This window comes from Streptomyces brasiliensis, assembly GCF_014647875.1.
Lineage (GTDB): Bacteria > Actinomycetota > Actinomycetes > Streptomycetales > Streptomycetaceae > Streptomyces > Streptomyces brasiliensis.
On the sequence record NZ_BMQA01000017.1, the window covers coordinates 18,835 to 32,482 of the forward strand.

Annotated in this window: 10 protein-coding genes and 1 tRNA gene; 4 read left to right on the plus strand and 7 right to left on the minus strand. The window is 69.9% G+C overall.

Annotated features, from left to right (window positions below):
- Positions 1–43: 43 nt before the first annotated feature.
- Together IEZ19_RS24480 and IEZ19_RS24485 are read right to left on the minus strand one after the other, a co-directional pair.
- The gene (locus IEZ19_RS24480; RefSeq protein WP_189313438.1) at positions 44–964 is read right to left on the minus strand and encodes a DUF8017 domain-containing protein; all 921 of its coding nucleotides are present in this window, start codon (positions 962–964) and stop codon (positions 44–46) included.
- Between the two features lie 340 nt (positions 965–1,304).
- Positions 1,305–1,976, minus strand: a complete 672-nt coding sequence (locus IEZ19_RS24485; protein WP_189313439.1) for a transposase — start codon at positions 1,974–1,976, stop codon at positions 1,305–1,307.
- Between the two features lie 316 nt (positions 1,977–2,292).
- On the opposite strand from IEZ19_RS24485, the gene IEZ19_RS24490 reads away from it, so the two are divergent.
- Positions 2,293–3,018, plus strand: coding sequence for a hypothetical protein (locus tag IEZ19_RS24490; RefSeq protein ID WP_189313440.1), 726 nt, complete (start codon positions 2,293–2,295; stop codon positions 3,016–3,018).
- A gap of 56 nt (positions 3,019–3,074) precedes the next feature.
- Here the strand turns inward: IEZ19_RS24490 and IEZ19_RS24495 are convergent, their stop codons facing one another.
- Complete coding sequence (locus IEZ19_RS24495) at positions 3,075–3,596, minus strand: hypothetical protein (RefSeq protein WP_229840686.1); 522 nt, start codon at positions 3,594–3,596, stop codon at positions 3,075–3,077.
- Between the two features lie 413 nt (positions 3,597–4,009).
- Here IEZ19_RS24495 and IEZ19_RS24500 point away from each other — a divergent pair, with 413 nt between their 5' ends.
- The gene (locus IEZ19_RS24500) at positions 4,010–5,485 is read left to right on the plus strand and encodes a recombinase family protein (RefSeq protein ID WP_189313441.1); all 1,476 of its coding nucleotides are present in this window, start codon (positions 4,010–4,012) and stop codon (positions 5,483–5,485) included.
- Positions 5,486–5,630: 145 nt separating this feature from the next.
- Here IEZ19_RS24500 and IEZ19_RS24505 read toward each other — a convergent pair.
- The 4 genes from IEZ19_RS24505 to sucC all read right to left on the minus strand — a co-directional run bounded on the left by IEZ19_RS24505 (position 5,631) and on the right by sucC (position 10,023).
- Positions 5,631–5,715: transfer RNA gene (locus IEZ19_RS24505), tRNA-Leu, on the minus strand.
- Between the two features lie 152 nt (positions 5,716–5,867).
- Positions 5,868–7,430: an aldehyde dehydrogenase family protein gene (locus IEZ19_RS24510; protein WP_189313442.1), complete on the minus strand. Its 1,563-nt coding sequence runs from the start codon at positions 7,428–7,430 to the stop codon at positions 5,868–5,870.
- 515 nt (positions 7,431–7,945) lie between these two features.
- Positions 7,946–8,878 (minus strand): succinate--CoA ligase subunit alpha, encoded by a 933-nt coding sequence (gene sucD / locus IEZ19_RS24515; protein ID WP_189313443.1) that lies wholly within the window; start codon positions 8,876–8,878, stop codon positions 7,946–7,948.
- 14 nt (positions 8,879–8,892) lie between these two features.
- On the minus strand, positions 8,893–10,023 hold the full coding sequence (gene sucC / locus IEZ19_RS24520) for an ADP-forming succinate--CoA ligase subunit beta (protein WP_189313444.1): 1,131 nt from the start codon (positions 10,021–10,023) through the stop codon (positions 8,893–8,895).
- Positions 10,024–10,190: 167 nt separating this feature from the next.
- Between sucC and frc the strand changes: the two genes are divergently transcribed.
- Positions 10,191–11,432: a formyl-CoA transferase gene (gene frc / locus IEZ19_RS24525; protein ID WP_189313445.1), complete on the plus strand. Its 1,242-nt coding sequence runs from the start codon at positions 10,191–10,193 to the stop codon at positions 11,430–11,432.
- A 1-nt stretch (position 11,433) separates the two neighbouring features.
- Positions 11,434–13,569, plus strand: coding sequence for an acetate--CoA ligase family protein (locus tag IEZ19_RS24530; protein ID WP_189313446.1), 2,136 nt, complete (start codon positions 11,434–11,436; stop codon positions 13,567–13,569).
- The last annotated feature ends 79 nt before the right edge of the window (positions 13,570–13,648 follow it).

The window sequence follows — 13,648 nt, forward strand, 5'->3', positions numbered from 1 at the left end:
GCCCTTCCCACTGTACTTATCGGTGCCCCGCTGTCGCCGGGGCCTAGCTGGAGGATCCCTTCGGCTTCCCGTGGAGGCGCACCGTGCTGAGGATCTTCATGATCGTCGCGTCCGGCAGCTCGTCCTTCACGCCCGTGGCGCCGTAGAGGTTCCATGCGACGAAGTCACCCGCGGAGTTCTTGAAGCCGAAGGTGACCGCCTTGCCGTCGCTCGCGCACTTGCCCTTCTGGGGCGTGTTCTTGGACCGGGCCCAGGCGATGCTGCCCTTGACGCCGGACTTGGTCGTGTACGGCTTCGTCGTCCTGTCGGAGACGATGCTCTTCTTGTCGGGCTGCGTGTAACCGCCGTACACCCACCAGCTCACCTGGCTCAGGGCGACATCGCCGGTGCTCTTGGCGCCCTTTGCGCCCTTGGTGCCCGCCGCCGCCAGCGCGTTGTTCTCCACGCGCCCGTCCTTGTCGTCGTCGGACAGGCACCAGTTGTCCTGGAGGATCGCCGGTGCGCTCATGAGGATGATGACCTTGCCCCAGTTCTTGGGGTCGCTGTAGTCGACCTTGCTGTCCTCGAAGCCGATCTGCAAGCTCGGCGACTTGACGTCCCAGTCCGGTGGCACGTCGAAGGCCGTGCCCCACTTGGGGTTGATGACGACCTTCCAGCCTGGGACGGCAGGCCCCTCGGTCGCGCCGCCGAGCGGGTTCTTGGACGCCGGCGCCGAGGCCGTCGCGCTCTGCGGGGCACTTGCCGGTGCCGTCGCGTTCCTGCCGCCGTCGGCGTTGTCGTCCCTGCGGCCGCCCAGGAGCAGCAAGCCGGTGACGCAGGCGGCCACGACCACGGCCGAGGCCGCGGCGATCGCGACGACCTTGGCCCTGTTCCTGCCGCTCAACAACTGTGCCCATCCTGGCTGTTCAGAGGGGTTCTGGCTGTGAGGGTTCTGCTCGCCCTCGGGCGGCTCTCCTAACCACATGCTCAGTAACCATAGCCTCGGGTATTCTTGAGCGCGGCGCCTTCCGGCAGGCGAACCGTGACGACCGACCCGGCGGCGGACCGGCCGCCGCGTCAGCCAGCGGGAGGAGTGCCCGGTGATTCCTTGTCCGGGCCTGCTGTCGTCAGTGCACGCCCGCTGCGTCGGGCAGGTGAGTTGCGGCGGGCTCTCGACCGGCAGACGCGGGACGGGACGTTGTGGCGTACGGACGGCACGGCTGACACCCCGACACACGCCCGGCACTTCACCGCTGAACGGACACCACCCCACGACCGGGCCTGCCTGACCCCCGACCACCCTCGCCATCGTGTGATCAAACCGATCAAACCGGACGGCCCCACTGAGCGGGCTGGCGGGTGGTGAAGGTGCAGGTGGCGGGTAATTCGCGCAGGGCCCTGCCGTGGTAGGCGGCGTCCGCGACGACGTGGATGCGTCGGCCGTGGTGGCAGGCCGCGAGGAAGCGGAGCATGGACGCGGCGATGTCGACCTTGGACTGTTCCTGCCCCGGCCACCACAGGCGGGCCATCACCGGCAGGCACACCGGCCGGGCCAGGAAGGGCAGTTCGACGACCAGGCCGACCACCACGAAGCAGGTCCCGCGCCCGACCGGCTTGGGTCCCCTGGCCGCGCCGTCGTGCTGCCAGGCCGCACCGAACACCTTCTTCCCGCGCCGCTTGAACAGTGTGTCGTCCACTGCCACGGTCAGTACCGCTCCCTCGGGCAGCAGGCGGCGCACGATCAGGTGGGACAGGGACACGCCCAGGATGTCCGGGTTCCAGCGGGAGCGGGAGAAGAAGGCGTGCACGCGGTCATGGGACCAGGTGCGCGTCAACCCCGCACCGGTGAGCATCCCGGTCACCGTGCACCGCCCCATCTGCGCGATCAGCCCCGTGACCAGCACGGCGAAGGTACGGAACGTCGGCGTGGTGAAACTGCCCCGCACCAACTCCAACACAGCGAGCAGCGAAGCCGGTACGGTCGCATCCAGAAGCATCGGCGGGTCCCTCACAGCAGGCGACACAAGCACCGCCGATGCTTCTCTGCTGTCTCCAGCCCGCACGGCCAGATGACGCCACATCACCCACCTGAGCGACCCCAACACGATCAACGAAAACGTCGAAAGTCGAGGAGTCGAACAACCGGCCCTTTGCCCTGACACGACTGGGCAAAGCGGCAGGCCACAAGGCCTTCGGCACACAGGCCGCCCACCGAGACCTTGCGTCCCGGGAGGCATCGGCTCAGTGAAGCCAGGACCCGGCCCGTGGTGGAACCGGCGGTACAGCCGGATCCGGTACCAATGGCCCACCTCCTTGCCCGGCATCCGATTCAACGCCAGCGGCACGCTCGCCTACCGGGCAGCGGACCCGATCAAGGCGAGCGGCGCCGCCGCCATCCGAGCCGCTGCACGGCTGGCCCTGGACGCTTCCGGGCGCGGCATCACCACTGCTCATCTGCCCGAACAGCTCGATACCGCACAAGGCAAACTCACCCTGGCAGTAGCTCAGTGGCACGCCGTCCACGACCGCCCCGGTCTCTGGCTGAGGGCACGCATCACTCTGAGGCTCAGCGAGCCGGATGCCGCCCGGGCCCAGACGTTCCAGGACGCCGTGCGGCAGGTAACGCTTCAGCTCAGACAGGAGCAGGAACGGCGAGACCGGTTCACAGTAACCGTTCTGACCAAGCCAGATGCCGCGCGCAGCTGGTGGCTCGAACGGCACCTCGACGACCTGAACGGTCTTGAGTGGGAGGCGTTCCGGGAGAAGGTTCTTCCGCTGGTCGGAGCGGCTGACGACACACACACGAAGGCCGAACGAATCGCCCGGCTACTCCTGTACGTCTGGGAGAAGCTGGGAGCCGACCCGGGGCAGCATGCACGCTTCACCGCCACCGTGCGCACCGTCCTGGAACAGATGGGGTGGGCTGACGCTGTTCCCTGGCTGTCAGCGGAGGAGTCGGCTGCCGCTGCTGAGCCAGTAGAAGCCAGCGTCAAAGAGGGCAAGCGAGACCAGGCCGTCGAGACGGGCGCGGGCCGATGAAGATATCCGCCCTGCGCTGGCTGCTAGACCCGACAACCAGCCTCCTGGCCCTGCGTCTACGGGCTCAGGAACGCGGACGCATGTCGTACGACGCGGCCTGGCGGCTGGCCAGGGTGACCCGTCACCCCGACGAAATGGTGTACCGCCACCACGGGCATCTTGCCGACGACCCCCATGACGAAACCCAATAAGCAGATCCGGAGAGTCGTGCGGGAGATGCCCGCTTCCTCCGCGGCCTGCCGCTCGCTGGCGTGGTGCAGGGGTCCACCGGCGATCTTGGCGAAGGTCAAATGCGCCCGCAGCACCCGCAACGCGATACGCCCTCGCTCTCCGCGCCAAGGCGTCGTCTCGATCCGGTCTCGCAGCGCCGCGAGCGCCTCGTGCGCGTGCTGGCGCGACTCCAGAGCGGTCATGCTGGTGACAGCGGCTGAGACGCTGGCCCATACGCGGTGTATATAGCCCAGGCCATGGGCCTGCCCGGAGCGCACCGCGATGTGTCGGGCGTGCCGTCCGCCCTCATGGTCGGGGTGCAGCAGCAGCCGGGTCAGGTCGTCGAGGGTTCCACCGGCACGGGTCACGTGGCAGGTGATGGCCGCCGTGACCCGGTGCCCGTGTTCCGCCCTGCCTTGACGCTCCACCCGCAGCTCTGAGCTTGGGACTGCTGCAGGGCTGGGTGACCTCTGAACTGGCTTGCCGCGGCGCCGCTCTCCGCCACACCGACGGCGACCACCAGCGACCCCTCACGGCCCTCGGACCGACCTGACGAACCCCGGATAGAAGATCACTCCTCAAAGGCCCTGGGGGTGGGGCGGGTTGGCGGTCAAGTAACTGCCGCGGGGCCCGCTCAGGCCCTCGGCGCTCCTGCTCGGCAGGTAGCGTCGCATCGTTCATTTCACCCGTTCGGGTCAACTGTCTGGTGGGTGGGTGCGGGGGCATGTCTGGCAGGGCAGCTCATGGAAAAGGCAGTTGGGGCTCTGGGGAGGTGCCTGTGATGGCAGCCCTGCACGATGCGGCCGGACCGATATCCGGAGGACCCCTGACTTCCTCGGCACTGCTGTGCGATTGGGCCCGCGAGAGCCCTGGCCCCAGGGTTTCGGGCCTCTCGCCGGCCGGTCTTCGGTTCGCGTTCTACGGCCGGATGTCCACGGAGGACCACCAGGACCCAGCGACGTCGAAGGCGTGGCAGCTCATGGGTGCGCAGGCGCTCGTGTCAGGGCATGGGCGGATCGTGGCGGAGTTCTTCGACACCGGTCACAGTCGCACAGTTCCCTGGGCGCGCCGTCCCGAGGCCGCGGCACTGTTAGTGGCGATGGCGGATCCGGAGCGGGAATTCGACGCGGTGGTGATCGGCTCGAGTGAGCGGGCCTTCTACGGCAACCAGTTCGCATCGATGGCTCCGCTTTTCGAGCACTACGGGGTTCAGGTGTGGGTGCCGGAACTGGGCGGGGCCGTCGATCCGAAGGTGGCCGACCAGGAGGAGTTGATGATCCTGCTGGGGATTTTGTCCAAGCGGGAGATCGCCCGTGCCCGGATCCGTACTCGGGCGGCGATGACGGTCCAGGCCCGGGACCAGGGCCGCTACCTCGGCGGACGTCCCCCGTACGGGTACCGGCTGGTCGATGCCGGCCCTCACCCCAACCGGGCCCTCGCCCGGCGCGGCGTGTGCGCGCAGCGCCTGGCGGTCCACCCCGAGTGCGGGCCCATCGTCTCGTGGATCTTTGCCCAGCGTCTGGCCGGCCACAGCATGGCCCGCATCACCCGCGCCCTCAACGACGCCCACATTCCCTGCCCGGCCGCCGCCGACACGGCCCGTAACCCTCACCGGACAGGGCGACGATGGGTACTGCAGTCGGTCCGGGCGATACTGGCCAACCCCCGCTACACCGGACGTCAGGTCTGGAACCGCCAGCGCACCGACCACGACCTCATCAATCCGGACAACACCTCACTGGGGCACCGGGACGTCATGCGCTGGAACACGCCTGTCGACTGGATCATCTCCGCCCGTCCGGCCCACCCGCCGCTCGTCAGCGAGGCCGGCTTCATCGCCGTCCAGCAGATCCGCCCCCGCCGGCAGCCGGCACCGGGACGGACCTACCGACTGGCGGGACTGCTGTGCTGCGGCGTCTGCGGGCGCCGCATGGAATCCCACTGGGTCCATCAGAACGCCGGCTACCGGTGCCGCCACGGACACACCAGCGCCACCCGTCCCGATCCGGCACGCACCCGCAACGCCTACGTGCGCGAGGACCAGGTGCTGCCCCACCTGCCAGCCCTGCACCTGCGCCTCACCGGCCGCATCAGCACGGCCGGGCCCGCGTCCCCGCCCGCCGGACCGGCGTCACCGCCCACACTCGAGCAAGCCATCGCCCACCTCCGAGACCAGGAGATCACCCTGGTCTACGACCACGCGGCCAGAACTCTGACCGCGGACACACCCCGAGCCGAGAGGATCACCATCGGCTGACAGACCACGAGGCCGGTGGAGACCCGAGGAAGGAGGGAGAGGCCAGGGAGAAGACCCCTGTAACGCAGAACACCCGCCTCGGCCGGGAGCCGATGCGGGTGCCGATTGCCCTTGCCCGGAGACCGGGCCCCGTGGGGCACTTGTGTGTCCGAGGGGGGACTTGAACCCCCACGCCCGATAAAGGGCACTAGCACCTCAAGCTAGCGCGTCTGCCATTCCGCCACCCGGACAAGGTGTCCGTCGACCGACAGGGAGTGTTCCCCGTGGCGACATGGACAACAATACCAAGCTTTCGCAGTGCCTTTCACCTGCGTTTCCGTGGCCGGACGACGCGGTCGTCGCCCGGTGGCGCCCGTCGCCGACCGGCGCCACCGGGGTCGGGTCAGGGCATCAGCTGGTAGTCCGGGAAGTTGCCGGGCAGCCGTTCGCCGGCCGGGCCCTGGGTGACGGCGCGCACCAGCAGCTCGCCGCCGACGAAGGCGCCGCGCCACGACGCTCCGAAGCCGCCGAACAACTCGTCGCGGTCGCCGCGGGAGCGCGGCTTGCCGTGGCCCGTCTTGAAGGCGCGGATCTGCGGGGCGAGCCGCTCGTAGGTGGCCCTGTCGTCGGTGGACAGCGTGGCCACCAGCGCGCCGTTGGACGCGTTCATGGCAGCCAGCAGCTCCGCCTCGGTGTCGACCAGGACGATCGTGTCGACCGGGCCGAACGGCTCCGCGTGGTGCAGTGGCGAGGACGGGGGCGGGCCGAGCAGGGTGACCGGCTGGACGTACGCCGAGGTGTCCTGGCCGGGGAGGAAGCGGCCGTCGGCCGGCTTGGCGCGGTGCAGCGGGACGGCGCCCCGGTCGATGGCCTCCGCCACCTGGTCCTGGAGCTCCTTGGCCTTGGCCGCGTTGATCACGGGGCCGAAGTCCAGCCGGGGGTAGGCGTCGTCCGGGTGCTCGACGGCCAGTGGGTGGCCGACCTCGATCGCGCGGACCGCGGGCAGATAGGCCGCCAGGAACTCGTCGAACAGCTCGCGCTGGACGACGAAGCGCGGATAGGCCGTGCAGCGCTGCTTGCCGTAGTCGAAGAGTTTGGGGACTACGGCGGTCAGGGCGTCCCAGTCGGAGAAGTTCCAGATGCCCCAGGTGTTGAGGCCCTCCTGTTCCAGGATGTGCCGCTTGCCGAGGTCGGCGACGGCGGTCGCCACCGCGGCGCCGGTGTCACGGCCGCCTACGAACGAGACGCAGCCGATCTCGGGCGAGCGGACCAGTGCCTCCGACAGTTCGCGGCCGCTGCCGCTGACCAGGGTGACCGGGATGCCCTCGCGGGCGGCCAGGGCCGAGGCCAGGGTCAGACAGGCGACACCGCCGTCGGTCGGCGTCTTGGCGATGACCGCGTTGCCCGCCAGCGCCTGGACCAGCATGGCGTGGACGAGCACGCTCATCGGGTAGTTCCAGCTCGCGATGTTGGACACGGGCCCGTCGAGCGGGGCGCGGCCGGCGACCATCGGTTCGATGCCGTCGACGTACCAGCGCACGCCGTCGATCGCCCGGTCGACGTCCGCCTGGGCGAGCCGCCAGGGCTTGCCGATCTCCCAGACGAGCAGCAGGGCGAGCAGTTCGCGGTGTTCGGTGAGCGCGTCCAGGGTGGCGGCGACCCGGGCGCGGCGCTCTTCGAGGGGGACGTGCCGCCAGGCGCGGTGCTGGTCCAGCGAGGCGCGGACGGCCTGTTGGGCGGTGCTCCGGTCCAGGCGCGGGGCGCCCGCGATCGGGCTGCCGTCGACCGGGGTGGTCGCGGGCAGCGCCCTGCCGTCCGCCTGCCAGGCGGCGCCCCAGAGGTTGAGTACGCGGTCGTCCCGGAAGGCCTCGGGGGCGACGGCGAGCGAGCGCCGCCAGGCGTCGCTCCAGGACGTCCCCGACTTCAAGGTGAAGGTGGGGCGGTTCGTGGTGAGGGTGGGTGCCATTCGTCAGCTCCGCTCTCGGTGCACGATCGGGCGGGGTGTCGGCAAGGGTCGTCCCCACCGCCTGAGCGCGCTTCGACGCGGACTCGGGCGAAGGGGCCCTACCGGGAACGTCACGCGCACGGGCCGGCGCGTGACGATCGTGTCGGGGTCGGCTGTCGGGTCCGAGGTGTCAGGTGCCAGATTTCAGGTGTCAGGCGCGGGTCGGCGCCTCACGGTCGCATCGGGCCGGGCGCGGTTGCGCGCGGACGGACGGTCGTGTCGGGCCGGGCGCGGATCAGGCGCCCGACGGTCGTCGCCGGCCACGCGCGGGTGAGCGCGGGACCGTCGTCTCGGGCCTGGTGCAGGTCGGCGCCTCACGGTCGCATCGGAGTCAGGCGCCGGCCGGTCGTGACGGGCGGTCGTATCGGTCAGGCGCAGGTAGGCGCGTGACGGTCGGGTCGGGTCGGGCGCGGGGTCGTCGCCGTACGGTCGTTGCGGGCAGAGTGCGGGGGGCGGCGCCGTACCGTCGCCCCGGATCAGGCTTCGGTCGAGTTCCCTCGTGATTTCAGGGCTTCCAGTACCAACCCTGCCGTCTCCGTCGGCGTACTGCCCACCCGTACGCCCACCGCCTCCAGCGCCTCCTGCTTGGCCTTCGCGGTGCCGGACGAGCCGGAGACGATCGCGCCCGCGTGGCCCATCGTCTTGCCCTCGGGGGCGGTGAAACCGGCGATGTAGCCGACGACTGGCTTGGTGACGTGGTCGTGGATGTACGCCGCCGCGCGTTCCTCCGCGTCGCCGCCGATCTCGCCGATGAGGACGATCACTTCGGTGTCGGGGTCGTCCTGGAAGGCGGCCAGGCAGTCGATGTGGGTCGTACCGACCACGGGGTCGCCGCCGATGCCCACGCAGGTGGAGAAGCCGACGTCGCGCAGCTCGTACATCAACTGGTACGTCAGAGTGCCCGACTTGGAGACCAGGCCGATCCGGCCGGGTTTGGTGATGTCGGCGGGGATGATGCCGGCGTTGGACCGGCCCGGGGTGATCAGTCCCGGACAGTTCGGGCCGATGATGCGGGTGCCCTTGGACTTCGCGTACGCGGTGAACGCGACCGAGTCGTGGACCGGGATGCCCTCGGTGATGACGACGGCCAGGCCGATGCCGGCGTCGGCGGCCTCGGTCACGGCCGCCTTGGCGAAGGCAGGCGGGACGAAGACCACGGTGACGTCGGCGCCGGTCGCCTCGATGCCCTCGCGGACGGTGCCGAAGACGGGCACCGTCATGGGGGCACCTCCCAGGCCGTTCCGGCACTGGGGGACGTCGAAGTCGACGGTGCGGCCGGCCTTGCGCGGGTTGACGCCGCCGACGACGTCGGTGCCGGCCGCGAGCATGCGCCGGGTGTGCTTCATGCCCTCGCCGCCGGTCATTCCCTGGACGAGGACCTTGCTCTCCTTGGTGAGGTAGATCGCCATGTCGTCCCGTCTCCCTAGACCGAGTCGGCGAGTTGGGCAGCCCGGTCGGCCGCGCCGTCCATCGTGGTGGCCTGCTGGACCAGCGGATGCGCGTGGTCGTCGAGGATCGCGCGGCCGCGGGCCGCGTTGTTGCCGTCGAGCCGGACCACCAGCGGCTTGGTGAGCCGTACGGTGTCCAGGGCCTGGACGATGCCGTCGGCGACCGCGTCACAGGCGGTGATGCCGCCGAAGACGTTGACAAAGACGGACTTCACGGCCGGGTCGGAGAGGATGACCGACAGCCCGTCGGCCATGACCTGGGCGGAGGCCCCGCCGCCGATGTCGAGGAAGTTGGCCGGGCGGGCGCCGCAGCCGGCGACCACGTCGAGGGTGGACATGACCAGGCCGGCGCCGTTGCCGATGATGCCGACCTCGCCGTCCAGCTTGACGTAGTTGAGGCCGCGGGCGGCGGCCACGGCCTCCAGTGGGTCGTCGTGCTCCACCTCCTCCGCGCCCCAGCGGGCCTGCCGGAAGCGGGCGTTGTCGTCGAGGGTGACCTTGCCGTCGAGGGCGACGATCTGCCCCTTCGGAGTGCGCACCAGGGGGTTGACCTCGACGAGCAGGGCGTCCTCGCGGACCAGCACCTGCCACAGCCGGACGAGGACGTCGACGGTCTGTGCCGGCAGTCCGGCGGCGTCGGCGATCTCGGCGGCCTTCGCCGAGGTGACGCCCTCCGCCGGGTCGATGTGCACGCGGGCCACGGCCTCGGGCCTGCTCGCAGCCACCTCCTCGATCTCCATGCCGCCCTCGGCGGACGCGATCGCGAGGAAGCGTCCCGCCGCGCGGTCGAGCACGTAGGAGACGTAGTACTCGTTCTCGATGTCGACGGGCTCCGCCAGCATCACCTTCCTGACGGTGTGTCCCTTGATGTCCATGCCCAGGATGCGCCGTGCCGCGAGCTCCGCGGCAGCGGGGTCGGAGGCCAGTGCGACACCGCCCGCCTTGCCCCGGCCACCGGTCTTGACCTGCGCCTTCACTACGACCCGGCCGCCCGTCCTGCGGGCGATCTCGCGGGCCTCCTTGGGTGAGTCCGTGACCTCCGCCCGGGGCACGACGATGCCGTGCTCCCGGAAGAGGTCCCTTGCCTGGTGTTCATACAGGTCCATTCCGGCTCCCGTCTTAAAAGTGCCGCACGCCCCCTGGACACCACCCACCGGATGCGGGATAACAAGCTTCATACAGTATTCGTCGACTGTATGCAATGTACGAAAACCCCATGCGGGGCTGCCCCGCACCCTGAACCAGACCGCGATCAAGTGAGTGAGGTGGCCTCATGACAGGAACGCCGACCAGGGCACTCGAAGGCATCCGCGTCCTGGACATGACCCACGTTCAATCCGGGCCCTCAGCGACCCAACTGCTCGCCTGGCTCGGTGCGGACGTCGTCAAGCTGGAGGCGCCGTCCGGTGACATCACGCGCAAGCAACTGCGCGACCTCCCGGATGTCGACTCCCTCTACTTCACGATGCTCAACTGCAACAAGCGGAGCATCACCCTCAACACCAAGACCGAGCGCGGCAAGGAGCTCCTCACCGAGCTGATCCGGCGCTCGGACGTGATGGTGGAGAACTTCGGGCCGGGCGCGATCGACCGGATGGGCTTCAGCTGGGACCGCATCAAGGAGATCAACCCTCGGATCGTGTACGCCTCCATCAAGGGGTTCGGGGACGGGCCGTACACCAACTTCAAGGCGTACGAGGTCGTTGCCCAGGCCATGGGCGGGTCGATGTCGACCACCGGTTTCGAGGACGGACCACCGATGGCGACAGGGGCCCAGATCGGGGACTCCGGCACGGGCGTGCACGCCGTGGCGGGGATACTCGCGGCTCTCCTGCAGCGCGAGCACACCGGGCGCGGTCAGCGGGTGAACGTGGCCATGCAGCACGCGGTGCTCAACCTCTGCCGGGTGAAGCTGCGCGACCAGCAACGCCTGGCGCATGGGCGCCTCGCCGAATACCCCAACGAGGACTTCGGCGACGAGGTTCCCCGCTCGGGCAACGCGTCCGGCGGCGGCCAGCCCGGCTGGGCCGTCAAGTGCGCGCCGGGCGGCCCGAACGACTACGTGTACGTCATCGTGCAGCCCGTGGGCTGGCAGCCGCTCAGCGAGCTGATCGGCCGGCCCGAACTGGCCGACGACCCCGAGTGGGCGACGCCGGAGGTCCGGCTGCCCAAGCTCGGCAAGATGTTCCAGCTGATCGAGGAGTGGTCCTCGACGCTCCCCAAGTGGGAGGTGCTGGAGAAGCTCAACGCCCACAACATCCCGTGCGGGCCGATCCTGTCGACGAAGGAGATCATCGAGGACGACTCGCTGATCGCCAACGACATGGTGGTCACCGTCCCGCACCCCGAGCGTGGCGAGTTCGTCACCGTCGGCAGCCCCCTCAAGCTCTCCGACTCCCCCGTGGAGGTGACCACTTCACCGCTGCTCGGCGAGCACAACGAAGCGGTCTACATCGGTGAACTGGGTCTCGGCGACGAGGAACTGCGCCTGCTCAAGTCGAGCGGAGTGATCTGACGTGACAGACGAGGACCGGATACCGCGCGTGCGGTCACTCCTCGACGCCGTGCGCGCCGAGGGCCGGACGGCGCTGACCGCGCCCGAGGGCAAGGTGATCGCCGACGCGTACGGGATCGCCGTACCGGGCGAGGAGGTGGCACGGGACGCCGACGAGGCGGTGGCGTACGCGGCGCGGTTCGGCGGGCCCGTGGTGATGAAGATCGTCTCCCCGGACATCCTGCACAAGACCGATGCCGGCGGTGTGGTCGTCGGCGTCGAGGGCGCGGCGGACGTACGGGCCGCGTTCCGCTCGATCGTCGAGAACGCCCACGCCTACGACCCGAAGGCCCGCATCGAGGGCGTGCAGATCCAGGAGTTGCTGCCCGAGGGGCAGGAGGTCATCGTCGGGGCGGTCACCGACCCGACGTTCGGGAAGGTCGTGGCCTTCGGGCTCGGCGGGGTGCTCGTCGAGGTGCTCAAGGACGTGACGTTCCGGCTGGCGCCCGTGGCCGACGACGAGGCGCTGTCCATGCTGGACTCGATCCGCGCGGCGGAGATCCTGCGCGGGGTGCGCGGCGCGGCCGGAGTGGACCGGCGAGCCGTCGCCGAGCAGATCCGGCGGGTGTCCGAACTGGTCGCGGACTTCCCGGAGATCGCCGAGGTGGACCTCAACCCGGTGATCGCCACCCCCCAGGGCGCGGTCGCGGCGGACATCCGCGTGATCCTCGCCGACCGGCAGCCGACGCCCCGCAGGACGTACACGCGCGAGGAGATCCTCACCTCGATGCGGCGGCTGATGGAGCCGCGCTCGATCGCCGTGATCGGCGCCTCCAACGAGCCGGGCAAGATCGGCAATTCGGTCATGCGCAATCTCGTCGACGGCGGTTTCGCCGGGGACATCCATCCGGTGAACCCCAAGGCCTATGACATTCAGGGCCGCAAGGCGTACAAGAGCGTCACGGACGTTCCCGGTGAGGTGGATGTGGCGGTCTTCGCGATCCCCGCCGCGCTCGTGCCCGCCGCACTGGAAGAAGTGGGCCGCAAGGGGATCCCCAACGCCGTCCTGATTCCGTCCGGGTTCGCGGAGACCGGTGAGCACAAGCTGCAGGACGAGGTCGTGGCGATCGGCGAGCGGTACGGCGTCCGGCTGCTCGGGCCGAACATCTACGGCTACTACGCGACCTGGCAGGACCTGTGCGCCACGTTCTGCACGCCGTACGACGTCAAGGGCGGCGTGGCGCTGACCTCGCAGTCCGGGGGCATCGGCATGGCGATCCTGGGCTTCGCGCGGACCACGCGGACGGGTGTGTCGGCGATCGTCGGACTCGGCAACAAGTCGGACCTGGACGAGGACGACCTGCTGACCTGGTTCGGCGAGGACCCGCACACCGAGTGCATCGCGATGCACCTGGAGGACCTCAAGGACGGGCGCGCCTTCGTGGCCGCGGCGCGCGCGACCGTGCCGAGGAAGCCGGTGATCGTCCTCAAGGCGGGTCGTACGCCGGCGGGCGCGAAGGCCGCGGGCTCGCACACCGGCGCGCTGGCGGGCGACGACGCCGTGTACGACGACATCCTCCGGCAGGCCGGCGTCATCCGGGCGCCGGGTCTGAACGACATGCTCGAGTACGCGCGCGCGTTGCCCGTGCTTCCCGCTCCGCGGGGCGACAACGTCGTGATCATCACCGGGGCCGGCGGCAGCGGGGTGCTGCTGTCCGACGCGGTGACGGACAACGGCCTGTCCCTGATGGAGATACCGCCGGACCTCGACGCGTCCTTCAGGAGTTTCATCCCGCCCTTCGGGGCCGCAGGCAACCCGGTGGACATCACCGGGGGTGAGCCGCCGTCGACGTACGAGGCGACGATCCGGCTCGGTCTCGAGGACCCGCGCATCCACGCGCTCGTCCTCGGTTACTGGCACACGATCGTCACCCCGCCGATGGTCTTCGCGGAGCTGACGGCGCGTGTGGTGGCCGAGCTCCGCGAGCGCGGGTTCGAGAAGCCGGTGGTGGCGTCACTGGCCGGTGACGTCGAGGTCGAGGAGGCGTCCCAGTACCTCTTCGAACGAGGGGTCGTGGCCTATCCGTACACCACGGAGAAGCCCGTGGAGGTGCTCGGTGCGAAGTACCGGTGGGCACGGGCGGCGGGACTGCTCTGATGCCGGGGCCGGTGAACGAGCGGCGACGACGAGACGCAGGGGGGCGGTAGATGAGGGCGTGAGCGAAGGAGGCGGCCGA